24 protein-coding genes and 1 riboswitch are annotated in these 24,801 nt (G+C 72.3%); of the genes, 7 read left to right on the top strand and 17 right to left on the bottom strand.

From position 1 onward, the window contains the following. Nucleotides 1–113 precede the first annotated feature (113 nt). The 9 genes from ABZV77_RS23340 to ABZV77_RS23300 form a co-directional block, all read right to left on the bottom strand. Nucleotides 114–1,334 (bottom strand): FAD-dependent oxidoreductase, encoded by a 1,221-nt coding sequence (locus ABZV77_RS23340; protein WP_356259957.1) that lies wholly within the window; start codon nucleotides 1,332–1,334, stop codon nucleotides 114–116. Further along, nucleotides 1,331–2,746 (bottom strand): FAD-dependent oxidoreductase, encoded by a 1,416-nt coding sequence (locus ABZV77_RS23335; protein ID WP_356259954.1) that lies wholly within the window; start codon nucleotides 2,744–2,746, stop codon nucleotides 1,331–1,333. The genes ABZV77_RS23340 and ABZV77_RS23335 overlap by 4 nt, the downstream gene beginning before the upstream one ends. Then, entirely contained in the window at nucleotides 2,746–4,206 is a 1,461-nt protein-coding gene (locus ABZV77_RS23330; protein WP_356259951.1) for an FGGY family carbohydrate kinase, read from the bottom strand. Before ABZV77_RS23330 ends, ABZV77_RS23335 begins: the two co-directional genes overlap by 1 nt. A 49-nt stretch (nucleotides 4,207–4,255) precedes the next feature. Continuing rightward, a complete protein-coding gene (locus tag ABZV77_RS23325; RefSeq protein ID WP_356259948.1) occupies nucleotides 4,256–4,810 on the bottom strand; it encodes a GNAT family protein in 555 nt (184 codons plus the stop codon). A 33-nt stretch (nucleotides 4,811–4,843) separates the two neighbouring features. Beyond that, nucleotides 4,844–5,575, bottom strand: coding sequence for an SDR family oxidoreductase (locus ABZV77_RS23320; RefSeq protein WP_356259945.1), 732 nt, complete (start codon nucleotides 5,573–5,575; stop codon nucleotides 4,844–4,846). Nucleotides 5,576–5,675: 100 nt separating this feature from the next. After that, nucleotides 5,676–5,966: a hypothetical protein gene (locus ABZV77_RS23315; RefSeq protein ID WP_356259943.1), complete on the bottom strand. Its 291-nt coding sequence runs from the start codon at nucleotides 5,964–5,966 to the stop codon at nucleotides 5,676–5,678. Nucleotides 5,967–6,010: 44 nt separating this feature from the next. Then, nucleotides 6,011–6,120: riboswitch (SAM riboswitch) on the bottom strand. A gap of 21 nt (nucleotides 6,121–6,141) precedes the next feature. Then, nucleotides 6,142–7,500, bottom strand: coding sequence for a radical SAM protein (locus tag ABZV77_RS23310; protein WP_356259940.1), 1,359 nt, complete (start codon nucleotides 7,498–7,500; stop codon nucleotides 6,142–6,144). 107 nt (nucleotides 7,501–7,607) lie between these two features. After that, the gene (locus ABZV77_RS23305) at nucleotides 7,608–9,122 is read right to left on the bottom strand and encodes an alpha/beta fold hydrolase (protein ID WP_356259937.1); all 1,515 of its coding nucleotides are present in this window, start codon (nucleotides 9,120–9,122) and stop codon (nucleotides 7,608–7,610) included. Further along, nucleotides 9,122–9,592 carry a hypothetical protein gene (locus ABZV77_RS23300; protein ID WP_356259934.1) on the bottom strand — a complete coding sequence of 157 codons (471 nt, stop codon included), beginning with the start codon at nucleotides 9,590–9,592 and terminating at the stop codon, nucleotides 9,122–9,124. The genes ABZV77_RS23305 and ABZV77_RS23300 overlap by 1 nt, the downstream gene beginning before the upstream one ends. A 171-nt stretch (nucleotides 9,593–9,763) precedes the next feature. Here ABZV77_RS23300 and ABZV77_RS23295 point away from each other — a divergent pair, with 171 nt between their 5' ends. Beyond that, nucleotides 9,764–10,969 (top strand): histidine kinase, encoded by a 1,206-nt coding sequence (locus tag ABZV77_RS23295; RefSeq protein WP_356259931.1) that lies wholly within the window; start codon nucleotides 9,764–9,766, stop codon nucleotides 10,967–10,969. A 29-nt stretch (nucleotides 10,970–10,998) separates the two neighbouring features. Here the strand turns inward: ABZV77_RS23295 and ABZV77_RS23290 are convergent, their stop codons facing one another. Next, nucleotides 10,999–11,313: a hypothetical protein gene (locus ABZV77_RS23290; protein ID WP_356259928.1), complete on the bottom strand. Its 315-nt coding sequence runs from the start codon at nucleotides 11,311–11,313 to the stop codon at nucleotides 10,999–11,001. Nucleotides 11,314–11,525: 212 nt separating this feature from the next. On the opposite strand from ABZV77_RS23290, the gene ABZV77_RS23285 reads away from it, so the two are divergent. Beyond that, the gene (locus tag ABZV77_RS23285) at nucleotides 11,526–12,221 is read left to right on the top strand and encodes a response regulator transcription factor (RefSeq protein ID WP_356260233.1); all 696 of its coding nucleotides are present in this window, start codon (nucleotides 11,526–11,528) and stop codon (nucleotides 12,219–12,221) included. Between the two features lie 62 nt (nucleotides 12,222–12,283). Here the strand turns inward: ABZV77_RS23285 and ABZV77_RS23280 are convergent, their stop codons facing one another. From ABZV77_RS23280 to ABZV77_RS23255, 6 genes are all read right to left on the bottom strand, one after another. Next, nucleotides 12,284–13,297 carry a Gfo/Idh/MocA family oxidoreductase gene (locus tag ABZV77_RS23280; protein WP_356259925.1) on the bottom strand — a complete coding sequence of 338 codons (1,014 nt, stop codon included), beginning with the start codon at nucleotides 13,295–13,297 and terminating at the stop codon, nucleotides 12,284–12,286. Continuing rightward, nucleotides 13,294–14,346 (bottom strand): Gfo/Idh/MocA family oxidoreductase, encoded by a 1,053-nt coding sequence (locus tag ABZV77_RS23275; RefSeq protein ID WP_356259922.1) that lies wholly within the window; start codon nucleotides 14,344–14,346, stop codon nucleotides 13,294–13,296. The genes ABZV77_RS23280 and ABZV77_RS23275 overlap by 4 nt, the downstream gene beginning before the upstream one ends. A 33-nt stretch (nucleotides 14,347–14,379) precedes the next feature. Then, entirely contained in the window at nucleotides 14,380–15,249 is an 870-nt protein-coding gene (locus ABZV77_RS23270; protein WP_356259920.1) for a carbohydrate ABC transporter permease, read from the bottom strand. After that, nucleotides 15,242–16,189, bottom strand: a complete 948-nt coding sequence (locus ABZV77_RS23265) for a sugar ABC transporter permease (protein WP_356259917.1) — start codon at nucleotides 16,187–16,189, stop codon at nucleotides 15,242–15,244. Before ABZV77_RS23265 ends, ABZV77_RS23270 begins: the two co-directional genes overlap by 8 nt. After that, nucleotides 16,186–17,442, bottom strand: a complete 1,257-nt coding sequence (locus ABZV77_RS23260) for a sugar ABC transporter substrate-binding protein (protein ID WP_356259915.1) — start codon at nucleotides 17,440–17,442, stop codon at nucleotides 16,186–16,188. The genes ABZV77_RS23265 and ABZV77_RS23260 overlap by 4 nt, the downstream gene beginning before the upstream one ends. A 69-nt stretch (nucleotides 17,443–17,511) precedes the next feature. Then, nucleotides 17,512–18,645: an ROK family transcriptional regulator gene (locus ABZV77_RS23255; protein WP_356259913.1), complete on the bottom strand. Its 1,134-nt coding sequence runs from the start codon at nucleotides 18,643–18,645 to the stop codon at nucleotides 17,512–17,514. A gap of 425 nt (nucleotides 18,646–19,070) precedes the next feature. Between ABZV77_RS23255 and ABZV77_RS23250 the strand changes: the two genes are divergently transcribed. Beyond that, entirely contained in the window at nucleotides 19,071–20,162 is a 1,092-nt protein-coding gene (locus ABZV77_RS23250) for a mechanosensitive ion channel family protein (protein WP_356259910.1), read from the top strand. An 82-nt stretch (nucleotides 20,163–20,244) separates the two neighbouring features. Further along, complete coding sequence (locus ABZV77_RS23245) at nucleotides 20,245–21,171, top strand: cation diffusion facilitator family transporter (protein ID WP_356259908.1); 927 nt, start codon at nucleotides 20,245–20,247, stop codon at nucleotides 21,169–21,171. A gap of 31 nt (nucleotides 21,172–21,202) precedes the next feature. Here ABZV77_RS23245 and lipB read toward each other — a convergent pair whose 3' ends face one another. Beyond that, nucleotides 21,203–21,859 (bottom strand): lipoyl(octanoyl) transferase LipB, encoded by a 657-nt coding sequence (gene lipB, locus ABZV77_RS23240; RefSeq protein WP_356259905.1) that lies wholly within the window; start codon nucleotides 21,857–21,859, stop codon nucleotides 21,203–21,205. 221 nt (nucleotides 21,860–22,080) lie between these two features. Here lipB and ABZV77_RS23235 point away from each other — a divergent pair, with 221 nt between their 5' ends. The 3 genes from ABZV77_RS23235 (at nucleotide 22,081) to ABZV77_RS23225 (ending at nucleotide 24,771) form a co-directional block, all read left to right on the top strand. Beyond that, nucleotides 22,081–22,467 carry a hypothetical protein gene (locus tag ABZV77_RS23235; protein ID WP_356259903.1) on the top strand — a complete coding sequence of 129 codons (387 nt, stop codon included), beginning with the start codon at nucleotides 22,081–22,083 and terminating at the stop codon, nucleotides 22,465–22,467. Between the two features lie 21 nt (nucleotides 22,468–22,488). Then, nucleotides 22,489–23,622 carry an aminotransferase class V-fold PLP-dependent enzyme gene (locus ABZV77_RS23230; RefSeq protein WP_356259901.1) on the top strand — a complete coding sequence of 378 codons (1,134 nt, stop codon included), beginning with the start codon at nucleotides 22,489–22,491 and terminating at the stop codon, nucleotides 23,620–23,622. 156 nt (nucleotides 23,623–23,778) lie between these two features. Next, on the top strand, nucleotides 23,779–24,771 hold the full coding sequence (locus tag ABZV77_RS23225) for an alpha/beta fold hydrolase (protein WP_356259898.1): 993 nt from the start codon (nucleotides 23,779–23,781) through the stop codon (nucleotides 24,769–24,771). Nucleotides 24,772–24,801: the final 30 nt, after the last annotated feature.

Raw genomic sequence — 24,801 nt, 5'->3', positions numbered from 1 at the left:
AATTAGCGCTGCTAGTTTTGGAGTCTATGCGGGAGGCGGGGGCCAAGGGAAGAGGGACCTGAAGAGGGTCTAGGCAGTCGGCCGGTCGGCGCCTCCCGCCGCGCCGAGGGTCGTCAGGCCAGGGCGATCCGGACCGCGCCGCCCCTGACGTCCACCCGTGCCGTCCAGCCCCCGGGCACCCGGAACGGCCGGTTCGGGACGGCCGGGCGGCGCGTGCGGGTGCGGTGCAGGGTCCTGCCGTCCTGCGTGATCACCAGCGTCGGACGCGCGACGAACTCGGTCGTGCGGAGAGTGAAGCCCGCCGCGGGCTCGTCCGGCGTCAGACGGTTCGGGGCGATCCAGGCGAGCGGGGCGGCGACCCGCAGCCGCACCGCCGCCGAGGGCCAGTCCCCGTCGGAGAGGTAGCGCCGGACCGCATCCGCCGCCATCCTCCCCTCGCGCGCCACCGTGCGTGCCGGTTCGGCCGCGTGCAGCACGTTGCCCACCGCGAAGACGCCGCGCCCGTCCGTGCGGAAGGCGCCGTCGACCGCGGGGCCGCGCGTGCCGGGGTCCAGCAGGAGACCGGCGCGCCGGGCCAGTTCGTGGTCGGGGACGAAGTCCCCGGTGAACACGACGGTGTCGCAGGCGACGTGTGCCGTCCTGCCGTCCCGGTGCCGGAGCCCGACCCCGGAGAGCCTGCCGCGGCCGAGGAGTTCGACCACGGTGGCGTCGGTGAGCAGGGGCACGCCGTGCCGCAGCCGCGCGTCGAGGGCGCGGGCAGGCCGCGCCTGGTGCCGCGGGTGCTCGGTGACCAGCGCGGCGACGGCGACCCCGGCGCGCCGCAGGGTGTCCAGGGCGGTGAAGCTCGCCGGTTCCGCGCCGACCACGACGGCACGCGTCCCGATCCGCTGCCGGTGGAGGTCGGCGGCCTGCTGGAGCTCGCCCGTGGTGTACACCCCCGCGGGCCGGGTGCCGGGCACCAGGCGTGCGGTGCGCGGGCGTTCGCGGGCGCCCGTGGCGAGGACGACCGCGCGGGCGGTGATGCGCTCCAGGCCGCGGGTGCTCGTGGCGTCCACGGTGAGCGGCGCCGACCACGCGGTCACGCTGACGCCGGTCCGCAGCACGGCGCCGGTGCCGACGGCCGCCGCCACACAGCGCTCCGCGTACTGCGGCCCCGTCATCCCGAGGCGTCCGAAGCCGCCGTGCAGACAGTGCCGCGGTATGCCGCCCGCCTGCCGCTCCCGGTCCACCACCTCGACCTCGCCCACGCCCGACGCGGCAAGCCCGGCCGCCGTGGCGAGACCCGCGGGCCCCGCGCCGACGACCAGCACGTCGACGATGCGCTCCCGCCTCATCCGGTACCCATTTCCGCACCCCGTTCGTAGAGTTCCCGCACCTCGGCACCGCAGTAGAAGCCCTGGCAGCGTCCGCTCCGCGCCCGGGTGCGGCGCCGCAGGCCGTCCGGGGAGCCGGGCGGGATCGTGGCTGCGAGGGCGTCGCGGATCTCGCCGCGCGTCACGCGCTCGCAGTGGCAGACGACGGCACCGTACGCAGGGTCGGCCGCGATGAGGTCGGCGCGCTGGTAGGGGCGGGGGAAGGCCTCGCCGAGGTTCGGCATGGAAATCGTCTCCAGATCGCGGGGTCCTGCGAGGTCCAGGCCGTTTCCGGCGAGGAGCTCCGTGACATGGGCGGCGATGGCCAGGGAAGCGGTGAGGCCGGTGGAGCGGATGCCGCCGACGGTGACGTAGCGCTGTTCCTTGTGGGCGCTGATGCGGTAGTCGTCATGTTCGGTGGCGGCGCGGAGTCCCGCGTAGACCGCGGTGACCTCCTCGTCGAGCAGCTCGGGGAGGATCCGGCGGCCCTGCTCGCGCAGCGCCGCGATGCCCTCGGCCGTCGACCCGGTGGCCGCCTTGTCGTCCAACTCCTCGGCGGTGGGCCCGAGAAGAATGTTTCCGTACACGGTCGGGGCCACGAGGACACCCTTGCCGAGCGCCGTGGGGACGGGCAGCAGGATGTGCCGCACCAGGTCGCGGGCGAACTTGTCGTAGACGATGAGCTGGCCCCGGCGCGGGGTGACGGTGAAGTCGTCGTGGCCGAGCAGCCGGTCGACGGTGTCGGCGTGCAGACCGGCGGCGTTGACCAGGTGACGGGTCCGCAGGGTGCCGCGGCTGGTCGTCAGGAGGTGCGGGTCGCCCGTCGGATCGGCCTTCTCCACACGGCAGTTGAGGAGGAGGTCCACTCCTGCGCGCACAGCCTGGGTGGCGTACGCGAGGGTGGTGGTCCAGGGGCAGATGATGCTCTCGCCGGGGACGTCGAGCGCGCCGAGGGCGCCGGGGCCGAGGTGCGGCTCGCGCGCCCGGACCTCGGTGGGGCCGATGACGCGTGCCGCGTCATAGCCGTTGCGCTCCGCCTTCGCCAACAGGCCGGGCAGCGCAGCGAGTTGTGCGGCGTCCCAGGCGACGAGGAGCGCGCCGACCGGCTCGACGGGGATCCCGGACTCGGCGGCGTACGCGAGGAGCAACCGCTGCCCCTCGCGGACCAGGCGGGCCTCCAGGGAGCCGGGTACCGCGTCGAATCCGGTGTGCAGGATCGCCGTGTTCGCCTTCGACGTGCCTTCGCCGACGTCGTCGGCGGCCTCGACGAGCGCGACGCGCAGCCCTGGATACCGGGCCAGTTCGCGCGCGACGGCCGCGCCGACGACTCCCGCGCCGATGACGGTCACGTCGTACGTCACGTCCGGCAGCGCGCCACGCCTGACCACCGCCATCAGGGCGTACGTTCCAGGAGCGCCGCCACCGCCGAGCGGAAAGCGGCGAGGCGTTCGGCCGCGAGGTCCGCGCCGATGCGCGGTTCGTAGACGGCGGCGGGCCGCCACTCGGGGACGGCTTCGGCGACCGTGAGGGCGGGGTCGAGGCCGATGCGGGCGACGGCGGCCGCGCCGAGCGCGGTGACGTCGGGCAACGCCGATACCTCGACGGGGAGTTGGAGGAGGTCCGCCTGGGTCTGCATGAGCAGGGCCGAGCGGGTCAGGCCGCCGTCGACGCGCAGGCTCGTCAGGGGCTCCCCCAGGTCGGCGGCCACGGCATCGGCGAGCGCGGCGACCTGCGCGGCGATGCCCTCGCACAGGGCGCGCACCAGGTGGCCCGGGGTGGTGTCGAGGCCGAGGCCGGTGATCGAGCCGCGCAGGTCGCCGCGCCACCAGGGCGCCGCGAGACCGGCGAGCGCGGGCACGAAGGTGACGCCCCCGGCGTCGGGGACGGCCGAGCCCACGGGGTCGAGGTCCTCGGCGCCCGCGATCACGCCGAGGCCGGTGAGCCAGCGGACGGCGGACGCGGCCGTATAGACCTGCCCGTCGAGGCAGTAGCTGGTCCGGCCCGCGAGGCGCCAGGCGACGCAGCTGACAAGCCCGGAGTCCCCGCGGCGCGGACGCGGGCCGGTCTGGGCGAGCAGGAACGCCCCTGTCCCGTACGTGCACTTGGCGCTGCCCGGCGCGGTCACGTCCTGGGCGAGCAGGGCGGCCTGCTGGTCGACGAGGAGGCCGGTGAGGGGGATCTCGGGGCCGAACGCGGTGGTCGTGCCGTACTCTCCCGCCGCGTCGACGACCCGGGGCAGGTGCTCGTCGGCGAGCCCGTAGAGGTCGAGGGCCCGTGGTGACCACTCGACGGTGTCGAGGTCGAGGAGCTGGGTGCGGCCCGCCGTCGCGGCGTCGGTGACATAGGCGCCGGTGAGGCGGTGGACGAGCCAGGCGTCGCTGGTCGTGACCACGCCGTGCCGGGTGCGGTGGCGACGTATCCACGCCATCTTGGGCGCGGCGAAGTAGGGGTCGAGCGGCAGCCCGGTGAGGTCTCTCAACTCCTCTGCGTGCTCGGCGAGTTCGGTACAGACCGATGCCGCCCTGCGGTCCTGCCACACGAGGGCGTCGGTGAGGGGCCGCCCGGTCGCCGGGTCCCAGGCGAGCACCGTCTCGCCCTGGTTGGCGAGGCCGACGGCAACGACCGGTTCACCCGCATCCGCCAGCGCCGCGCGGCCCGCGTCGACGACGGACGTGAACAGCTCGGCGGGGTCGACCTCGACCAGCCCACCGGGGAGGAAACGGGGGTGCACCGGGGCCGTGCCCGATCCGATCACGCCGCGCTCCGGGCAGACCACGAGAGCCTTGGTCCCGGACGTGCCCTGGTCGACGGCGAGCACAGGCCGTCGCGCCGGATCCGCCTCATAGGTGATCACCGCGGAAGCCTGCTACAGGGGCCAGGAGGGCGTCAAGGGACCGACCGCCTTACAGGGGACGGTCGTTGAGGATCTTCTGGAAGAGCCGGTGGTCGCGCCAGGCGCCGTTGATGTAGAGGAAGGACGGCGCGAGCCCGTACTCCTCGAAGCCGCACTTCGTGAGCACGCGCTGCGACGCGGTGTTGTGCAGGAGGGTGCCCGCCTCGACGCGGTGCAGGCCGAGTTGGGTGTCCGCGGCCTCGCAGACGTGCCGCGCGGCCGCCGAGGCGAGGCCGCGGCCCACGTGCTCCGCGTCGATCCAGTAGCCGAGGTTTCCGCTGCGGGCCGGGCCGAGCACGATGTTCGACACGGCCGCGTGGCCGACGATCTCGGCGCCGCTCACGAGCACCCAGTGCGCCGACCGGCCCGCGCGTCTGTCCGCCAGCTGCACCTGGACCCGCTCGACCTGCCCTTCCTTGGTGTAGAAGGCGGCGGGCCGATCCGGGTCCCAGGGGTCGAGGTGGTCGCGGTTGCGGCGGTAGGCACGGGCGAGCGCCGCCGCGTCGCCGAGCGCCACGGGCCGGATGAGGACGTCTTGCGCGAGGTCGACCGCTCCGCTGATCATGCGCCAATCGTACGAGCGGCCGACCCCGGAGCGTCAGCGTCCGCCCGCGACCCTCAGCACGGTGCCCGTCGCGTACGAGGCCTCGTCCGAGAGCAGCCAGGCGACGGCCGCCGCGATCTCCGAAGGCTGCCCCGCACGCCCCAGCGGAATGCCCGCCGCGAGCTTCGCGGGACGCTCGGGGTCGGCGTGGAACTCGGTCCAGATGACGCCCGGGGCGACGGCGTTGACGCGGATGCCGTCCCCGGCGACCTCCTTGGACAGGCCGACCGTCATTGTGTCGACGGCGCCCTTGGCGGCGGCGTAGTGGACGTACTCGCCGGGGGCGCCGAGGGTGGCTGCCGCGGAGGAGACGTTGACGATCGCGCCGCCGCCGTTGGCCTTCATGTCCCGCACCGCGCGCCGGGCGCAGAGCAGATATCCGAGTACGTTCACTTCGAGCGCCCGGCGCATGCCGTCGGCGTCGGCGTCGGCGAGGGGCCCGACGGGGCCGCCCACCCCGGCGTTGTTGACCAGGCCGGTGACCGGGCCGAGCTCGGCCGCGGTGTCGAAGAGGCGGTCGACGTCGGCCTCGTCGGCGGTGTCGACCTCGACGGTGACGCAGCGGCGCCCGGCCTTGCGGACCGCATCGGCGGCTTCCTCGGCGGCGGCCGCGTTCGAGCGGTAGCCGATGACGACGTCGTGGCCGTCCTCGGCGAGACGGGCGCTGACAGCGGCGCCGATACCGCGGCTGCCGCCGGTGACGACGGTGACGGGGTGGTGCTGCACGGGGGACCTCCGGCTCTGGGTGGCTGACTGTCGCGCCGCCCGGACGCGGGGATCGCCCGCGTCCGGATCACGCCGTCATCCTACGAACCGGTGATCTTCGTCAGCGGCGAGGGGGCTCGGCCACGCGTACGAGCGTCGTGCCCACGGTGGCGCGGCTCAGCCGCAGCCGGTTTCCCCGGGGCTGCCACTGGGCCGGTCCCTTGTGCTCCCGCAGGAGGCGGCGCAGCCGCTCCGGGTCGTGGGTCCACGCGGTGGCGGGGACGCCCCGGGTCGGACCGAGCACATGGAGGACGATCAGACCGTCGTCGCGGACGTCGTGCGAGGAGAGGAGCACGTCACAGGTGTCGAGCTCCTGGTCGTCGTGCTCGCGGGTGCCGTACGGGTGCGTCATGGTGCGCCTCCGGAGTCGTGGACCCCGGTGTCGCCGACCCCGGTGATCCGCCGTTCCCCGTGCACGTCGCACGGGGCGGGTCGTCACCCGGGGCACCCGCGACGGAGCGGGGTGCCGTCCAGCGAGCCGGGGCTTGACACTGGAACTCGTGACCCGCCCCGACCGTAACACGGGGCTACTGAGGCGTCGCCGGGATTACCGCGTCCTCCGGGGCGGCCGCCTCCGCGGGCAGGCTGTCCATGAACGAGCTGACCGAGAAGACCGCGTTGCCGGGGCCCGCGGGGCCGTAGCCGGGGGGCGAGGAGAGGCCGTTGGCCTCCATCGTGGCGCGGTAGGCCTCCAGGAGCCGCACGTGGTACTCCAGCGGCGCGCCTTGCGGGTTCGCCTTGCCGAGCGGGGTCGTGGGCTCCGGGCACCAGGTGGTGAAGCGGGGCGTGATGCCGCGCGACATGAAGTACTGCAGGCCCTCGACGGTGGAGTCGATCGCCTCGTCGACCGTCTTGAAGCCGAACGGCTCGGCCATCTCGACGCCCGCGACGAAGTTGGGGATCACATTGCGCGGCCCGAACACCTCGGCGGAGTCAAGGATGCGGCGGTGCCACTCGTCACGTCCGACGTAGCGCTCCTTGCCGGGGCAGTACCGCTCGAACAGGTACGGGTCCCACACCTCGTAGTTGGGGTGGTAGATCCGCACGCCGTAGTCGTGGAAGCGCTGGACGTCCTCCTTGGGCAGGGCCTGGGCGACGACCTTGCCGATCCAGCGGCCGGGGAAGCGCTCCTCGATGGCCTTCGCGTACTGGCCGTAGAAGTCGGCCTCGTCCTTGCCCTGGAGCTTCGAGGTGATGGCGCCGCCGGTGAGCGTGTACGCGGTGGAGGTCTTCGCGGTGTCGTACTTGTCGATGATCGCGAGGGCTTCGAGGACCTCGTCCATCGGCTTCACGCCCGTGTAGGGACGCCCCGCCGCCTTCTGCTGGCGCCAGTTGTGGTTGATGTCGCAGTACTGGCACTCCTCCTTGGCGCCGAAGTACTGGCAGACCCGGAAGACCGTCAGGTAGATGAGGTAGCCCCACTGGATGGTGGGCGCCACCTCCATCACGGACTTGCCGTTCTCCAGCGTGTGCCGGTAGTAGTCCGGCATCGGGGGCAGGCCGACGTCGGAGATCCGCGCCCCGTCCAGGTACAGACCGAGCACGCCGTTGTCGTCGGCGGCGACCCGGTAGGGCGAGGAAGGGTTCACCCGCACGGAGACGACGGTGCGGCGCAGCTCGTACGGGCCGCCGGTGAGGACGATCTCCTCCGGCGGGCGGCGCAGCGCGGCGGCGCCCAGTTCGGGGAGCGTGCCGTGGTCGAAGGAGAAGATGAAGTACGACTTCGGCTTGACCTCGCCCTTCTCGTTGTCGCTGAGCGCCGACTCGTCGAAGGCGATGCCGCCGCGCAGCAGATCCTCCTTGATCACGGCTTCCCGCGGCACGTGCGGGAACCGCTCCATGAGTGACTCGATGAGCTGGGTACGGCTCTCGCTGCGGCTTGGCATGGGCCGGGCACCTCGGATCCTGTTCGGTCGATCTGTCCCGTCCACGCTAATACCCGGCGGATCCGTTCCGGATCCGACTCCGGTCTCAGACCGGCTGCGCCGCAGGTCTAGGCTCCTGGTGGCATGCCTCCTTCGACGACAGTCCCCGGCTTCGGCACGTCCAGGTCCGTGAGATAGCGCATGATCGTGTCCCGCTCGGCGCCGCCGTTGAAGATCTTCACGGCATGGCCCCAGCCCTTCACCTCGACGAGCGCAGCCCGGTCCCCGAGCCGCCGCTGCACCGAGCGCGCCCAGTCCAGCGGGGTGGCGTTGTCGTGACGGGCGCCGATCAGAAGCAGCGGCGTGTCCGTCCTGACCGGCTTCGTCGCTGCGGCCTCGGGGGCGGGCAGGCCCTGGCAGAGGTTGGCGTACGAGACGGTGTTCGGGGAGTAGCCGAAGCGGGGTGCCGCCGCGCGGGCGGCGCGCTGGTCGGCGAGGTGGGTGGCGGCGTCCGGGGCGCGCAGGTTCAGGTCGGCGCAGACGGACAGGTCGGCGCCGGGCAGCGTCGGCTCGTCCGGCGGCCCTTCGTCGCCCTCGTCCGTCTCCCACGGCCGCCCGGTGTCCAGGGCTTCCAGGTACTGGGCGACGGCAGGCCAGGACGGGGTGAGGAGCATCGCGTCGATCGTGCCGTTGAGCTCCGCGAGCGGCACGTCCTTGCCGCCGTTGCGCAGCTTCCCTTCGGTGGCCCGGTCGGCGAGGCCCTCGTACACCCGCCAGGCGTCCCGCTCCCCCAGTGCGCAGTCGCGCGAGCGCCCGCACCAGCGCGCGAACTCGTCGAAGGCCCCCTCCAGCGCCTTCGCCCCGGTGACGCCGAAGGCGCGGCGGCCGATCGCGGGGTCCATGACGCCGTCGAGCACGGCGGCCCGCACCCGGTCGCCGTGCTCGACGGCATAGCGCTGGCCGTAGACCGTGCCGTACGAGTGTCCGTAGAGGGAAATCCGGTCCTCGCCGAGCGCGGCGCGGATGACGTCCATGTCGCGGCTGACGCTGCCCGCTTCGGTGTGCGGGGCCACCGCTCCCGACGTACGGGCGCACTCCGCCGCCAGGGCGGTGGCGCGCTTCTTCATCCGCCGGAAGTCGCCGGGGGTCGTGACGGGCCGCTTGTCCGTGATCATCTCGGTCATGGGTCCGGCCGGGCACGACACCGGGCCGCTGAGGCCGGTGCCGCGCGGGTCGAAGCTGACGATGTCGAAGCGGCGTTCGGCGCCGCCCCACTCCTTGGTCTGCGCGACGTTCTGGACACCGGAGTTGCCGGGTCCACCGGGCAGGAACATCAGGGTGCCGATGCGCTGGCCGGGCCGGGTCGCCTTGCGCCGCACCACCGCGACGTCGAGCCGCTCGCCGTCCGGTGCCGCCCAGTCGACGGGCACGCGCACGGTGCCGCACTCGGCGCCCTTGGGCGCGCCCTCCGTGGCGTCGGCCGGGCAGGCCTGCCACGTGATGCGCTGGGGCCGCTCGGCGGCACGCTTCCCGGCGGCACCACCGTCCCCGCTCCCCCGCCCGGCCGACGAGCAGGCGGCCAGCGAGAGGAGGGCGGCGCCCGCCGTCACGGCCGCCATGGCCGCTCGCGCACGTGTCCCCATCAGCCCCGGGCCTTCATCGCGACGTCCTTGTCCTGCCAGGCGTAGAGCGTCCCGTCCACCCGGGCACCGGACCACGTGCCGCAGTTCATGTCCGCCTTCGACGCGACGTCCGAGGGGAACCAGTCGGCCTTCAGGCGTGGCTTGCCCTGCGGCTCGCCCTTGACACACTGCTTGGGGAAGGTGCCGTCCGGCGTCGTGAACTTGATGATCCGGTCGTCGCCGGTGGTCGACATGACGTAATCGATGTCGGTGGCGTCGTCGGGCAGCCAGCGCGGCACGGACTTCCTGTCGCTCTTCGCCGCGGCGCCGTCCTTGTAGGACGACTTCTCCTGGTGGTCGTCGAAGGGGTTGCTGGAGCCGCTGCCGCAGGCGGTCAGGGCCGCGGCGAGGGCGGCGGCGCCCAGCGCGCAGAGCGTCGTGCGGGCCGCGCGGGGGCGGCGGGGGTTCGGGCGGTGCGTGGTGCGAGGCATGGTGATCGCGCTCTCCTGGGCGTCGGGGTCCGCTTCCGCGGAGCCGGGGTGTCTGCCTCCACGCTCGCCGCCCCGGCCCCTCGCGCGCCTCGCCCCTTCGGTGGATCGTGCGGGCCCCGGTCAGGCTTTCGGCTGATCCACGGGATGCGACCTGATGCGTACATTCGGTACGTGGATGATCACCGCTCACCGCCCGGCGCGGCGCCCGCCGGACCAGGACCCCGCCCCGGCGGACCCGGCACCAGCCCCCGCACCGGCCCCCGTCCCGGCCCGGCCAGGGCGCTGCTGTTCGGCGTCCCCGTGGTGTTCCTGTGGCTCCTCGACCTGGTGTCGAGCCGGCCCGACGGTTCCTGGCTGCCCCTGGTCTCCGGGCCACTGGCCGTCGCCGTGCTGCTCGTGCGGGGCAATCCCCGCGTCGAGGTGCGGGCCGCCGCGGCGGCGCTGGTCTCCGGCGCGCTCACGCTCGGTCTGGCGCTCGGCCATGTCCAGGTGGGCAGCTGGGGGCTCCTGGAGTCCTTCGCGCTGCTCGCCCTGCTCACGGTCACCACGCGGACGGCCCGGCTGCCCGCCGGGTACGTCCTGTGTGCGCTGCTCACGCTCGCCGTGGCGATGGCGCCCGTACGGACCGGCTTCGAGTCCGAGGCCGAGACCTTCGCGTTCATGCTCACGGTCGCGGCGGGCGGCGCGCTCGCGCTCGGCGGCTATCTGCGGTCCTTGGACGGCAGGCGGGCGCTCGCGGTGAGCGCGACGCAGGAGGAGGAGCGCCGCCGCATCGCCCGCGATCTGCACGATTTCGTCGCCCATCACGTGACCGGGATCGTCGTCCAGGCGCAGGCCGCGCGTGCCATCCGCGAGACTTCTCCCGAGCAGCTCGAACCGCTCCTCGCCGGGATCGAGAAGGCCGGTACGGAGACGCTCGAATCGATGCGGCGCCTCGTGCACGTCCTGCGCGCGGAGCCCGGCGCCACGACCCGGCCCGCCGATCTGCTCACCGAACTGGCCGCGCTGGTGGCGGCCCACGGCGACGCCGCGACCCTGGAGGTCACGGCGCAGGTCCGCGCCGCCGCGCTCGCCCCCGAGGTCGAGACGTCCGTGCACCGCGTGGTCCAGGAGGCGCTCACCAATGTCACCCGGCACGCGCCCGGCGCCGGTGACGTCCGGGTGCGCGTGGCGGAGGACGCGGGACGGCTGGTGGTCGAGGTGTCCAACGGCCCGGCTCCCCTCGAACGCGCCAAGGACCGGACGCCGCCGGGCGGCCGCGGCGGTCTCGGCCTGATCGGCCTGCGCGAGCGGGTCGCGGCGCTCGGCGGCGACCTGGACGCGGGGCCGCTGCCGGACGGCGGCTGGCGCCTGCGCGCCACGCTGCCCGCTGGCTGAACATCAGAGACTGCGCGCCACACTGCCCGCTAGTTGAACATCACGCTGTGCGGCACGGGCTGGCCGAAGTCCCTCGCGGTACTGGGCGCGAGCGGGGGCCCGAGGGGATCCTCGCAGCCGTGGTCCGAGAAGACGGTGGCCGTCGTGTCCGTGCCGTTGTCCACGTGCACGGCGCCCGAGATCAGCAGGAAGCACTCGCCGTTCACCGGGTTGTCGGTGCTGAAGTCGTCGCCGTTGACATTGACGTAGTGCAGTGTGCCGCCCGCGGCGGAGGCGGAGGCCGGAAGAGCCGTGGCGAGGGCGAGGGCGCCGAGGACGGCGACGAGGGTGCGGTGCAGGCGCATGAGGATCTCCCGTTGGCTGGGCGGACGGTCGACCGGTGGGCGGTCGACCGGCGGACTGCCGTCCGCCAGGGAGCATGCCACCGGTCACCGGCCCGCGCCCGGACCCGCCGCGGCGCTCGGTGGTGATCACGGGGGCGTGCGGAAGTGCCCCTGGCACAGGCCGTCCGTGCAGGCGCGCCCCGGCCCGCCCTACTCTTCTCTCCGTGGAAGAAATGCCGCAGAACCACCGCCCCGCGAGCCAGGTGCGCGTCCTCATCGCCGACGACCAGGAAATGGTGCGGACGGGATTCCGGCTGATCCTGTCCGCGCAGCCGGGCATCGAGGTGGTCGGCGAGGCGGGCGACGGCGCCGAGTGCGTCGAGCTCGCCCGGCGGCTGCGGCCCGACGTGTGTCTCGTCGACGTCCGGATGCCGAAGCTGAACGGCCTTGAGGTGACCCGGCTGCTCGCCGGTCCCGGCGTCGTCGAACCGCTGCACGTCGTGGTCGTCACCACCTTCGACCAGGACGACTATCTGGACGATGCGCTGCGCGGTGGCGCGGTCGGGTTCCTGCTCAAGGACGCCGGGCCAGGGCTGCTCGTGGAGGCGGTGCGCGCCGCCGCCCGTGGCGACGCGCTGGTGTCCCCCGCCGTGACGCTGCGGCTCCTGGAGCGCATGGCGGACCGGCACGGCCCGCAGTGCGGCGCGGCGGCCGTCGGGCCCGCGCCCGAGGTGCTCTCGGAGCGCGAGCTCGACGTGGCGAGGCGCGTCGCGCGGGGCCGGACCAATCAGGAGATCGCCGAGGAGCTGTGGATCTCCGTGGCGACCGTCAAGACCCATCTGGCCAACATCCAGACGAAGCTGGCGGTGCGCAACCGCGTGGAGATCGCCGCGTGGGCCTGGGAGTCGGGCCAGGTCGGAGGGCGCTGACCGCCCGGCCGACCCGGCGACCGCCCGGCCGACCCGGTGACCGCCCAGTCGACCGGTACCCCTCAGTCGACCGGCACCGGCACGCCACCACGTGCCGACGCGTACCCGGCCGCCACGACGCGCAGGGTGCGCAGCCCGCCCGCACCGTCGGCGACGTCCATGCCGTCCTCGCCGGGACCGTGCAGGAAGGCCTGCAGCATCCGCTCGTCCAGGTCGACGCCGAACGGCAACTCCGTGCCCTGCCCCCGGCGTTCACTGAATCCGTGCACCTTCTGGTCGAAGGCGTCCATCTCCAGGGTGGCCCGCTCGCCGACGACGGTGAGCTCCAGGCCGCCCCAGGAGTTGTGGGAGCGGGGGTGCGACCAGCTGCAGTCGATGGTGGCGACGGCGCCGTTGGAGTAGGTCACGCTGACCAGGCCGCTGGTCTCGGCGTCGACCTCGTCGGCGTACAGGAGATTGTTGGTCTGCGCGTAGACCTCGACGGGCCTGGCCGCTCCGAAGAGGTCGTCGAGCAGGTCGGCGATGTGCACGGTGTGGTCCATGAGGGCGCCGCCGCCGGAGAGCGCGGGTTCGGCGAACCAGCGGCGGTCGCGGGTCGGCATGGAGCCGTTGTTCGCGCCGGACACCGCGAGGACCCGGCCCACGTCGCCCGAGGCGAGGGCGGCCTTCACGGCCGCGTAGGCCGGGCTGAAGCGCACCGGGTAGGCGACCGCGAGCCGCACCCCGGCGTCGCGGCAGGCCGCGACCATCGCCTCGCCGTCCTCGACCGTGGCCGCCAGGGGCTTCTCGCACAGGACGGCCGCGCCGTGCGCGGCGGCGCGCTCGACCAGGGGGCGGTGCCGGGCGTTCTCGGAGCAGACGATCACCGCGTCCGGGCGCCAGGCGAAGGCTTCCTCGTACGTGTCCGCGTACGCGACCTGCGCCGCGTCGGCGAGCGCGCGGCCCCGCACCTCGCCGGGCGCCGCGAGGTCAGTGTCCGGATCGCTGCCGAGGACTTCGATGCCGGGCATCCGCGACAGCAGCCGGAGGTAGCTCGCCGCGTGGACGTGGGCGAACGACAGGACGGCGACCTTCATCGCGCTGCCTCCCCGATCTCGGTGCTCTCAGTGCTCTCGGTGGTGTGGGTGATCTCGATGACGCGGCCGGTGCGGCTCGACTCCACCGCGGCCTCGGCGATCCGCACGGCTTCGATGCCGTCGCGGGTGCTCACCCGTGGTGCGGGGCCGCCGTCGTGCCAGGACGCGGCGAACTCGCGGAGTTCGGTGAGGAAGGGGCTCTCGGTCATGGGGCTGGTCGGGATTCCCTCGTTCGCGGCGCGCACGCCCTGCGCGGTGATCCGGAAGCCGGGTACCGCGGTGGAGTCGTGGTGCAGGAGGCCGTCGGCTCCCGCGACCCGGAACGTCGTGCGGAACTGCTGGTCGGGCAGGCCCCACAGGCCGTTGATGTGGCTGATGGCGCCCGACGCGTGGGTGAGAACGGCCGACGCGGTGACGACCTCGGGCGGGGTGCCGGTGGCGTGCTCGACGCCGCGGGTCCGTGCGTGCACGCGGACCACGTCGCCCGCGACCCACCGGGCGATGTCGATGTCATGCACCATCAGGTCCATGATGACGCCGCCGGACAGGGCGGGGTCGCCGAACCACGGGGCCCACTGGGGCCTGGCGCCGCCGCGCGTGAAGCGCAGGACGGCGAGTTCGCCGAGGTCGCCGCGGGTCACGGCCTGCCGCAGGGCCGCGTACGCGGGGAAGTAGCGCACCACGTGGGCGGGGTGCAGCCGTACGCCTGCCGCGTCGGCGGCGGCCCCGATCTCCTCGGCGTCGCGGGCGGTGAGGGCGAGCGGCTTCTCGCAGACGACGTGGCGGCCCGCGGCGACGGCGGCGAGGGCGAGTTCCTTGTGGGTGGGCGTGGGGGTGCAGACGTCGACGGCGCTCGCTTCGGCGAGGAGGTCGTCGAGGTGGTCGAAGGACCGGACGTCGTGCCCGCGCTCGGTGTACTCGGCGGCGAGTTTCTCCGCCGAGCCGTCGACGGTGTGCACGCTCACCCGGGCGCCGAGCGCCAGCCAGCCGGGCAGATGGGCGCGGGCGATGCCGCCGGCGCCGAGCAGGCCGATGTGAAGCGGTGGCATAGGGGAACCGCTGCCTTCCGTTGGGGGGGTGGGTCAGCTCTTGGAGCCGGACAGGGCGACGCTCTGGACGAAGTACCGCTGGAGGAAGACGTAGACGAGCAGCATCGGCAGGCTCGCGATAAGCGAACCGGCCATCATCACCGGGTAGTTGGTCTCGTACTGACCCTTGAGGGAGGTCAGCCCCGCGCTGATCGGCATTTCCTGGGGGTCGGTGTTGACGACGAGCGGCCACAGCAGGTCGTTCCAGGACCACATGGCCGTGATGACGGCGAGGGCGGCCAGGGCGGGCCGGATCAGCGGCAGCATGATCGACCAGAAGATGCGGAAGGGGCCCGCGCCGTCGATGCGGGCGGCCTCCTCCAGCTCCTTGGGGAGCGTGAGGAAGAACTGGCGGAGCATGAAGGTGCCGAATGCGCTGAACATGCCGGGCAGGAAGAGCGCGGGGGTGGAGTTGAGCAGGCCGAGCGACTGGATGATGTCGTACTGCGGCAGGACGAGCAGTGAACTCGGCACCATCAGGACGGACAGGAAGAGCGCGAACAGGACGTTGCGGCCGCGGAATTGCATGCGCGCGAACGCATAGGCGGCGAGCGAGCAGAACACGAGCTGGCCGAGAGTGCGCCCGACGGTGTTGATCAGGCTGTTGGTGAGCATTTCGCGGAACGGCAGCGCGGTGAAGACCTCGTCGAAACTCGACCAGTTCCAGGTGTCGGGCAGGAACGTGGGCGGCACCCGTGAGGTCTCCGCGAGGGTCTTGAGCGCGGTGAGCAGCTGCCACAGGAACGGGAAGACCATCACGAGCGCGCCGAGGGAGAGCACGGCGTGGGTGACCACGGATCCGGCGTTGAAGCGCTTTCGGGCGGCGGGGGCGACAGGCGTGTGCGCGGCAGGCGTGTCAGGCATAGTTCACCCACCTCTTCTGGATGCGGAACTGGAGATACGTCAGGGCCGCGATGACCAGCATCAGCAGGAAGGCGAGCGCGGCCGCGGCGCCCTGCGCGTTCTCGATGAAGGCCCATTTGTAGAAGAGGCCGACGACGGACTGCGTATCGCCGATCGCGGGATTCTTCTCGGCCATCATGATGTAGATCAGGTCGAAGGTCTGCAGGGAGTTGATCATGCAGATGACGGAGGCGAAGAAGATGGTGGGGCTGAGCAGCGGGAGCGTGATGGTGAAGAACCGGCGCAGCGGCCCGGCCCCGTCGAGCTCCGCGGCCTCGTAGTAGTCCTGCGGAATTCCTTTGACGCCCGCCATGAAGATGACCAGGTAGTAGCCGGTGGTCGACCAGACCATCACCGTGCCGATCGCGTAGACGGCGGTGGAGGGGTCGGAGACCCAGTAGTTGCGGTCGATGCCGAACCAGCTCAGCATTTCGTTGAGGAGCCCGAAATCGCCGTTGTAGAGCCAGTTCCAGACGAGGCCGACGGCGACGGGCAGCGTCACGAACGGCAGGAAGTACAGGGCGCGGTAGACGGAGACGCCGCGCAGTCCGCGCCGGTTCAGGAGGGACGCGACGACGATGGCGACGGGAAGTGCGGTCAGCCCGATGACGCTGTAGATCAGGGTGTTGCCGAGCGCCTGCCAGACGGTGACGTCCTTGACGACGCGCAGGTAGTTGTCGGTGCCTATGAAGGTGTGGCCGCCGAACGCGCCGAATTCGGTGAAGCTGAAGTAGAAGGTCTGCAGCAGCGGCCAGAAGTAGAAGACGGCGAAGCCGAGACCGAGCGGCGCGATGAACCAGTAGGCGGCGCGTTGGTTGCGGGCTCCCGGGCGTGCGCCGGACGTGGACGCCGGGCTGCGACCGGCCGCCTTGGCGGCGGCCGTCGCGGGAAAGACACTCATGAGTCGCGTTCCTCCTTCAGGGCCCGGTCCATCTGCTCGCCCAGCGTGCGGGCGGCGCTCTCGATGCCGCCCTTGCCGCTGAATGCGGCGCCTAGCAGCGGGTATTGGAGGTTCTCCCAGACCGCGGTGTTCTTGGAGCTCGGGTAGGGAACCGCGTACTTCTCCATCTCGATGAAGTGCTTGAGGTCGAATTCCGGCATCGACTTGATCCAGGCGTCCTGCGTCCCCTCGTACGAGGAGATGGTGACGCCCGCAGCAGCCTGGATCTCGGCGGCCTCTCGGCCCGCCATGAAATGCACGAGCTTCCAGGCGGCCGCCTTCTTGTCGCTCTTGGCGGAGATGACGTTCGCGAGGCCGTGGATGATGGTGGCCCTGCGCCGCCCCTTGGGCAGGACGGCGATGCCGCCGTGGTCCTTGAGCGCGGGTACGGCGTACATCTGCCCGGCCATCGCGGAGAGGTCGTAGTTCATGGCGACCTTCTCCGACCAGTAGCGCACGCGCCCGATGGACTCGACCATCGCGCTCTGCGGGGGCGACCAGCCACGGTCGATCATGTCGGTGAGGAAGCGCAGCCCCTCGATGGAGCGTTCGTCGCCGAAGCCCGAACGGCCGTCCTCCAGGACATAGCCGTCGGCCCCGCAGATGGTCGGATAGAACTTGATCTGCCGGTCCATCTCGGCGGCGAAGCCGTGCACGCGCTGTCGGGGATCGGTGAGTTCGGCCGCCGCGTCGCGCACGTCGTCCCAGGTCCAGGACTCGTCCGGGTACTTGATGCCCGCCTTGTCGAAGAGCCGCTTGTTGTACCAGAGGCCGATGGTGTCGAAGTCCTTGGGCAGGCCGTACTGCGTGCCCCGGTAGGCGTAGAGCTTCACCAGGGCGTCCGGGTGGCGGTCCACGGGGGTGGCGTCGGCCTTGACGTGCCCGGAGAGCGGCTCGAGGACGCCGTTGGCCGCGTACAACTGGAAGTTGACGGCGTTCATCCAGAACACGTCGGGTGCCGTGCCGCCGCGCATCGACGTCTTGAGCGTGGTCCAGTAGCTCGCCCAGGGCGTCAGCTGGATCCGCACGGAGATGCCCGGGTTCCGCTTCTGGAACGCGGCGATGACCTTCTCCATGCCCGGCACCTGCGCCGGATCCCACATCCCGTACGAGAGCGTGGTCCTGCCACCGCTGTCCGTGCCGCCGCCCCCCTGGGAGCAGGCGGCGAGCAAGGGGGCCGCCAACGCCCCGCCGAGCAGAGTCCTTCTGCGCATGTGCGCCTTCGCCTCCCGATGAGTCGTCGGACGCCCCACGGCCCGCCCGCGCGTGGGGGCGGGCGGCCGCTACGGCGCCTTGTCCGCGAGCAGGTCCTCCTCCACCCGGTCGAGCGCCTTGCGCACGGCGCCGATGGCCACGCCCCGCTCGCCGAGCGTGCTCAGCGCGATGCGCGGGACGTGCAGGGTCATGGGGTGCAGCCGCTCCTGGAGCAGCGGCACGAGGTGGCGGCCGACGGGGGTCGCCCCGCCGGTCAGCACGATCAGTTCCGGGTCGACGGCGAGCGCGAGCGCCGCGATGCCCGGGGCGAGGCGGCCTGCGAAGTCCGCGACGGCGGCCAGCGCCCGTGGATCGGCGGTGTCCGCGGCGCGGGCGAGCGCGGCCACTTCGGACTCGCCGTCGCGCCGCGTGCCCGGCCACTTGAGGGCTTCCTGGGCGGTGCTCATGCCGAGCAGGGGCAGCATGCCGAGTTCGCCCGCGCCGCCGCGCCTGCCCCGGTGCAGCCGTCCGCCGATGGTGAGGCTGCACGAGACACGGTGTCCGGTGAGTACGCAGACGACGTCGGCGGCGAGGGTGGCCGCGCCCTGCCAACGCTCGGCGAGGACCGCGAGGTTCACGTCGTTCTCGACGAGGGTGTGGCCAGGATCGCCGTCCTGGAGCAGCCGTCCGAGGTCGACGCCCGACCACTCGGGCACCACCACGGAGGTGACGACTCCGCCCGTGTCGACCACGCCGGGGACGCCCACGCAGCGGGCGAGGACGGCGGCGCGGCGCGGGGCGTGGGTGTCCAGGAAGGTCTCCGTGGCGTGGCGCAGCAGGTCGAGGCGTGCGCTGCCGCCGAGCTCCGGGTCGATGTCGCGGCGCTGTACGGCAAGGACGGTGCCGCCCAGGTCGGCGAGGAGCAGCACCATTTTGTGGAGCCCTATGTCCGCGCCGAGCACGCATCCGGCCTCGGTGCGGAAGCGGAAGCGGCGTGCGGGGCGGCCCGGTGGGCGCTCGCCCGCCTCCTCCGTGGACTCGCCGACGAGTCCCCGTTCGGCCAGTTCCTCGACGGCTGCTTCCACGGTGGGCCGGGAGAGGCCGGTGCTCGCGGCGAGTTCGGCGAGGGTGCGGGGGCTGCGGCGGTGCAGGGCGCGCAGCACGACGGTGGTGTTCAGCCGCCGCAGGGCGTTCAGATCGTGCCCCCGTGCCCCGTTTCGCATCGGTCCTCATCCCGATTCCGCGCGGCGGCAGCCCGGTTGACGGGCTGCGACGTCCGGCGCCCCGCGGAATTAGAGAGGAGACTTACATAATCGAAGCGGTCCGGGAACCCCTGCGGCAACAGTCGGTCGAAGTGCGTTCCGAGCGTGCCGACCGGGGTGGCACGGCGCAGGGTTGCAGATGCCATCGGGCGGACGGACGAGGCCGGGTGGACGGACGTGACCGGTTCGTGAAGATCCAGGTGGGGGTACGCGCGCCTGCTGTGTCCGGATGGGGCAGGATGACGTCCGCGCCGGGTGGAGCTCCCGCACGGAGCCTCCGCCCCGGCGTGACCGCACTCCCCGGAATCGAGCAGGTATCACAAGGTGACGACACATCACATACGCCGCATTCAGGCGCCCTCTCCCCTGACGACGGGAGCGAACTGATGACCCGTACGCTCACACTGCACGACTGGATCATGGCCGGGATCGCGGTGGCCGCGGGCGTCGTGGCCGGGCTGCTGCTCCGCGCGCTGCTGCGGTGGCTGGGCGAGCGGGCCAGCAGGACCCGGTGGAGCGGTGACGACGTCATCGTCGACGCCCTGCGCACCCTCGTTCCCTGCGCGGCCATCACCGCGGGGCTCGCCGCCGCGGCGGGCGCGCTGCCCCTCGCGCCGCGCACCGGGCGCAACGTCACCATGACGCTCACCGCCGCGCTCATCGTGGCGGGCACGCTGACGGCGGCCCGGATCGTCACAGGACTGGTCAGATCCCTGGCGCAGTCCCGCTCCGGAGTGGCCGGGTCGGCCACCATCTTCGTGAACATCACGCGGGTCGTCGTGCTCGCGATGGGCTTCCTCGTCGTCCTGCAGACCCTCGGCATCTCCATAGCGCCCCTGCTCACCGCGCTCGGCGTCGGCGGCCTCGCGGTCGCCCTCGCACTGCAGGACACGCTCGCCAACCTCTTCGCGGGCGTGCACATCCTCGCGGCGAAGACCGTGCAGCCGGGCGACTACATCCAGCTCAGCAGCGGGGAGGAGGGCTACGTCGTCGACATCAACTGGCGCAACACCACGGTGCGTCAGCTCTCCAACAACCTCGTCATCATCCCCAACGCCAAGCTGGCGAGCACCAACATGACCAACTACAGCCGCCCCGAGCAGGAGCTGTCGATCATGGTGCAGGCCGGGGTGAGCTACGACAGTGACCTGGAGCAGGTCGAGAGGGTCACGATCGAGGTCGTGGACGAGGTGATGACCGACATCACCGGCGCGGTGCCCGACCACGAGGCGGCCATCCGCTTCCACACCTTCGGGGACTCGCGGATCAGCTTCACGGTGATCCTCGGCGTCGGGGAGTTCAGCGACCAATACCGCATCAAGCACGAATTCATCAAGCGCCTGCACCAGCGCTACCGCGCGGAGGGCATCCGCGTCCCCGCCCCGGCGCGCACGGTGACCGTCCAGCAGGGCGAGCTGCCGCCGCCGCTGGGCATCCCGCACCAGCGGGACGCGTCGGTCTCCTCGCAGCTCCACTGACCGAGCCGCCCGGGCGCCCGACTGGGCCGAGTGGCCGACCGCTCGGTGGCGGCTCCCCCGGACCCGTGTTCCACTCGCGGGCATGGGGCACGACCACGGTCCGTCCGCGGCGACGACGGGCGGCACGCTCAGCGGCACGTACCGCAACCGCCTGCTGTGGACCATCGGCATCAGCGCCTCGATCACCGTCATCCAGGTGATCGGCGCCCTGCTGTCCGGCAGCCTCGCGCTGCTCGCCGACGCCGCGCACAGCCTGACCGACGCCGTCGGCGTCTCCCTCGCGCTCGGCGCCATCACCCTCGCCCAGCGCGCACCGACACCCCGGCGCACGTTCGGCTTCTACCGGGTGGAGATCTTCTCCGCGGTCCTGAACGCCGTCCTCCTCGTCGCCATCTTCGTCTGGGTCCTGTGGTCGGCGATCGGCCGGTTCAGCGAGCCGGTGGAGGTCAAGGGCGGCCTGATGTTCGTGGTCGCGGTGGGCGGACTCCTCGCGAACCTGGTGGGCCTGTGGCTGCTGCGGGACGCCAAGGACAAGAGCCTCAATCTGCGCGGCGCGTATCTGGAGGTGCTCGGGGACGCGCTCGGCTCGGTCGCGGTGATCGTGGGCGGCCTGATCATCCTGCTCACGGGGTGGCAGGCCGCCGACCCGATCGCCTCGATCGTCATCGGCCTGCTGATCGTGCCGCGTGCGTACGGGCTGCTGCGGGACTCCGTGCACGTCCTGCTGGAGGCGACCCCGCAGGACGTCGACCTCGGCGAGGTGCGGCGGCATCTCCTGGCAGAGCCTGGCGTGGTCGCCGTGCACGATCTGCACGGCTGGACCGTCACCTCGGGGATGCCGGTGCTCACCGCGCACGTGGTGGTCACGGAGACGGCTCTCGCGAACGGGTACGGGGAGCTTCTGGAGCGGCTGCAGCGCTGCGTCGCGGGCCACTTCGACGTGGCCCACTCCACGCTTCAGCTGGAGCCCGAGGGACATTTCGAGGAGGGCGGGGCGCTGCACAAGTGAGCGGGGCGGTCCCACCCTGAGGCCTGTCCGCTCAGTCTGCCCGGTGACGCGCCCCGAAGGCCGCCGCCACCGCCTCCCGCACCTCGGCCTCGCCGGGCGCCCCGACGCCCCGTTCGGCGGCCATCTCCGCGAGCGAGGTCATCGCCACGTGGGGCAGCCCGCACGCGGTGAAGCGCGTGAACTCGTCCAGATCGGACGCGATGTTGAGCGCGAAGCCGTGGCTGGTGACGCCGCCGCGGATGCGCATCCCGATCGACGCCAGCTTGTCGTGCCGCGGCGTCCACACCCCGACGAGGCTCTGGGCGCGGGGCGGAGTGTCGCGCCGCACCGCCTCGAAGCCGAGCGAACCGACCGCGTCGATCAGCGCGTTCTCGACCCGGCGCACGATGTCGCCGGGTCCGCGCTCGCGCAGATTGAGGACGAGGTAGCCGACGAGCTGGCCGGGCCCGTGGTACGTCGCCTGGCCGCCGCGGTCGACCTCGACGAGGGGGACGGGCGAGTCGGCGCGCGGCAGTTCGTCGGGCGGGGTGCGGGTGCCGTACGTGATCACGGGAGGGTGCGTGAGGAGGACGAGCCGGTCCCCGATGACCCCGGCGCGACGCTGCTCGACCCAGCCCCGCATCGCTTCCACGGCGTCGAGATAGGGCACCTCCCCCAGATCGATCCGCTCCATCTCCTGGCCACCCACCGCTCTGTCCCCCTTCGATTCACCAACACGCACTGCTGAAACCAACTGGCGCGCCCCCGACGACGCCGACCGCCATCGGGGAACAGTAAACGCCCCTCCCAGCGCGTCGATTCGCGCATATCCGAGGCCCGTTCCCTATGTTGATCCAACGCGGAGCACACTGCCTGCCTCGCCTCCCCCGAGCTCAACACCTGAACACGAAAGCCACATTGAAGTCGACCATGATGCACCTCAAGCACGTCTCGGCCCTCTCCGGAGCCACCGCCGCCCTCCTGGTCCTGTCGACCGTCACGGCCGCCGCGACACCGACGCCGCCCGCACCCCCCGCACCTCACCCGACGCTGACCGCCAAGGCCTCGGCGAGCAGCGTGCGGGTTTCCGAGGAGTTCCGCATCACCGGTGAGAGCCACGACATGCCGACCGGCACGCGCGTCACCCTGCAGCAGAGGCAGGGCTCGAAGTGGGTGCCGCTTCCGGCTTCGGTGAACACCACGCCCCAGGGGACGTACAACATGCGGGTGGTGCTGGGTCTGGAGGGTCCCAACGCCCTGCGCATGACGGGCGGCGAGGCCGAATCGCCGGTCGTGAATGTCACGGTGCGGCCCTGAGCGTGCTGGCACTCTTTCCGTATGGGAATACATGATCAGTACGGGCTGACGCGGATCATCAACGCCAGGGGGACCTACACCCCTCTCGGCGTCTCGCGCAGCGACGGCAGGATCGCGGCCGTCGTCGCCGAAGCGCTGGGCGAGTTCTTCGTCATGGCGGAGCTGCAGGACGTTGCGAGCGGGGTCATCTCCGGAGTGACGGGGGCGGAGGCCGGGGCCGTCGTGCACTGCACCTCCTCCGGCCTCACGCTGTCCGTCGCGGCGGCGATGGCCGGGGATTCCGCGGAGCGCGTCGCCGCGCTGCCGGACAGTTCCGGGATGCCCGCGCACGTCGTGCTGCCCGCCGGGCACGCGGTCGACTACGGCCATCCGCTGGTGCAGGACATCCGGCTTGCCGGTGCCACTCCCGTTCCGGCGGGGACGGTCGCCGAGTGCACCGTCGCGGATCTGGAGGAGGCCCTCGCCCACCCGGACACGGCCTGCCTCCTCCTCGTGTCGTCCCGGCTCGTCCGGGGTGCGGACATCCCCCTCGCCGAAGCCGTCGCCGCCGCCCACCGCCGCGGGGTTCCCGTCGTCGTCGACGGCGCCGCGCAGGATCTGCGGGTCGGGGAACTCCTCGCCACCGGCGCCGACCTCGTGCTGGTCAGCGGGCAGAAGTATTTGGGGTCCCCCACGGCCGGCCTGGTGATGGGGCGGGCCGGGATGGTGCGTGCGGTGCGGGCGCAGGAGAAGGGCATCGGCCGTGCGATGAAGGCGAGCAAGGAGGCCGTCCTCGGCGTGCTCGCCGCCCTCCAGGTGCGGCAGGAGCTGGACCTGGACGCGTGGCGGCGCGCGCAGGAGGACAAGGCCGTGCGGTTCGCGGAGCGGGCCGGTGCCCTGCCGGGCCTCGACGCGACGCTCGCCCTCGATCCGACCGGGCTGCCCTTCTCCCGCGTACGCCTCACCGTCGACCCCTCGCGGGCGGGTCGGGACGCCGCCGCTCTCGCCGTGGCCCTCCAATCGGGCTCTCCGCAGATCTGGGTCATGACGGAGGAACGGGAGGGGGCACAGGGGGAGCCGGTTCTTGAACTCGTCCTTGAGCTCGTTCCGCTCACGGGTGCGGAGATCGACGTGGTGCTGGATCGGCTGGCCGCCGCCCTTGTGCCGGGCGTCTGAGCCGCCTCACGCCATCGCGACTCGACCACAACTCCCTTGCTTTGTGGGGCTGTTGAGGATGGCGGGGCTACTGTAGTCGTTGACGCTCACGTGGCGTCGCTCCCACGATGGAAGCCTCCCTGATGGGGAGCCCCACACTCTTCCGTGGAGGTTCTTGTGCGCTCGTCCTCATGGCTCGGCGGCCTCGCGGCCGCCGTGCTGACCCTGACCGCGCTCCCGGTCTCCGCCGCCCGCGCGGACGCCGATCCGTCACCGCCGCTGGAGATTCCCGCGGCCCAGCTCGCCGACGCCCTGCACTGCGGGACGGATCTCCAGGACATGCGCGCGGCCGGCGACAAGCCGACCGTCCTCTTCGTTCCCGGCACCGGCCTCAAGGGCGAGGAGAACTACGCCTGGAACTACATGGCCGAGCTCAAGAAGAAGGGCTACCAGTCCTGTTGGGTGGACTCCCCCGGCCGCGGGCTCAGGGACATGCAGGAGTCCGTCGAGTACGTGGTGTACGCGACGCGCGCGATCCAGGAGGCCACCGGCCGCAAGGTCGACCTCGTCGGACACAGCCAGGGCGGGCTCCTGACGGCCTGGGCGCTGCGCTTCTGGCCGGACCTGCCCGCGAAGGTCGACGACATGGTGACGCTGGGCGCCCCCTTCCAGGGAACCCGGCTCGCCTCCCCCTGCCGCCCGATCGCCGAGGTCGCGGGCTGCCCGGCCTCGGTCCTGCAGTTCGCCCGTGACTCGAACTGGTCGAAGGCTCTCGGCGCCGACGGCACGCCCATGCCGGAAGGCCCCTCGTACACCACGGTCTTCTCCTACCTCGACGAGTCCGTGGTGGCCGACGGGCAGCCCCCGTCACTGCCGGGCGCCCGCCGCATCGGCGTCCAGGACATCTGCCCGGGGCGGCCGTGGCCGACGCACATCGCCATGGTCGTGGACCAGGTCAGCTACGACCTCGTCGCCGACGCCGTCGATCACTCCGGCCCCGCCGACGCCGACCGCATCGACCGCGCCCACTGCACCAAGCCGATCATGCCGCTCAACAGCGAGGAAGCCGTCAACGCCCTGCCCGGCCTGCTGAACTACCCGATCGAGCTGCTGATCCACAGCCAGCCCTGGGTGAAGGAAGAGCCCGCGCTGCGCGACTACGCGCGATAGAGCGCGATAGAGACAGACCTGCGCGCCGCT

It is taken from the genome of Streptomyces sp. NPDC004732 (genome assembly GCF_040609235.1).
Lineage (GTDB): Bacteria > Actinomycetota > Actinomycetes > Streptomycetales > Streptomycetaceae > Streptomyces.
Note: the sequence above shows the minus strand (reverse complement) of the source record. Positions and strands in the feature narration are given on the sequence as shown.

Coding starts and splice junctions, on each gene's coding strand:
- ABZV77_RS23340 (WP_356259957.1), bottom strand. CDS start 1,334: ATGAGGCGGGAGCGCATCGTCGACGTGCTGGTCGTCGGCGCGGGGCCC.
- ABZV77_RS23335 (WP_356259954.1), bottom strand. CDS start 2,746: ATGGCGGTGGTCAGGCGTGGCGCGCTGCCGGACGTGACGTACGACGTG.
- ABZV77_RS23325 (WP_356259948.1), bottom strand. CDS start 4,810: ATGATCAGCGGAGCGGTCGACCTCGCGCAAGACGTCCTCATCCGGCCC.
- ABZV77_RS23315 (WP_356259943.1), bottom strand. CDS start 5,966: ATGACGCACCCGTACGGCACCCGCGAGCACGACGACCAGGAGCTCGAC.
- ABZV77_RS23310 (WP_356259940.1), bottom strand. CDS start 7,500: ATGCCAAGCCGCAGCGAGAGCCGTACCCAGCTCATCGAGTCACTCATG.
- ABZV77_RS23305 (WP_356259937.1), bottom strand. CDS start 9,122: ATGGGGACACGTGCGCGAGCGGCCATGGCGGCCGTGACGGCGGGCGCC.
- ABZV77_RS23300 (WP_356259934.1), bottom strand. CDS start 9,592: ATGCCTCGCACCACGCACCGCCCGAACCCCCGCCGCCCCCGCGCGGCC.
- ABZV77_RS23290 (WP_356259928.1), bottom strand. CDS start 11,313: ATGCGCCTGCACCGCACCCTCGTCGCCGTCCTCGGCGCCCTCGCCCTC.
- ABZV77_RS23285 (WP_356260233.1), top strand. CDS start 11,526: ATGCCGCAGAACCACCGCCCCGCGAGCCAGGTGCGCGTCCTCATCGCC.
- ABZV77_RS23280 (WP_356259925.1), bottom strand. CDS start 13,297: ATGAAGGTCGCCGTCCTGTCGTTCGCCCACGTCCACGCGGCGAGCTAC.
- ABZV77_RS23275 (WP_356259922.1), bottom strand. CDS start 14,346: ATGCCACCGCTTCACATCGGCCTGCTCGGCGCCGGCGGCATCGCCCGC.
- ABZV77_RS23270 (WP_356259920.1), bottom strand. CDS start 15,249: ATGCCTGACACGCCTGCCGCGCACACGCCTGTCGCCCCCGCCGCCCGA.
- ABZV77_RS23265 (WP_356259917.1), bottom strand. CDS start 16,189: ATGAGTGTCTTTCCCGCGACGGCCGCCGCCAAGGCGGCCGGTCGCAGC.
- ABZV77_RS23260 (WP_356259915.1), bottom strand. CDS start 17,442: ATGCGCAGAAGGACTCTGCTCGGCGGGGCGTTGGCGGCCCCCTTGCTC.
- ABZV77_RS23255 (WP_356259913.1), bottom strand. CDS start 18,645: ATGCGAAACGGGGCACGGGGGCACGATCTGAACGCCCTGCGGCGGCTG.
- ABZV77_RS23250 (WP_356259910.1), top strand. CDS start 19,071: ATGACCCGTACGCTCACACTGCACGACTGGATCATGGCCGGGATCGCG.
- ABZV77_RS23245 (WP_356259908.1), top strand. CDS start 20,245: ATGGGGCACGACCACGGTCCGTCCGCGGCGACGACGGGCGGCACGCTC.
- ABZV77_RS23235 (WP_356259903.1), top strand. CDS start 22,081: ATGATGCACCTCAAGCACGTCTCGGCCCTCTCCGGAGCCACCGCCGCC.
- ABZV77_RS23230 (WP_356259901.1), top strand. CDS start 22,489: ATGGGAATACATGATCAGTACGGGCTGACGCGGATCATCAACGCCAGG.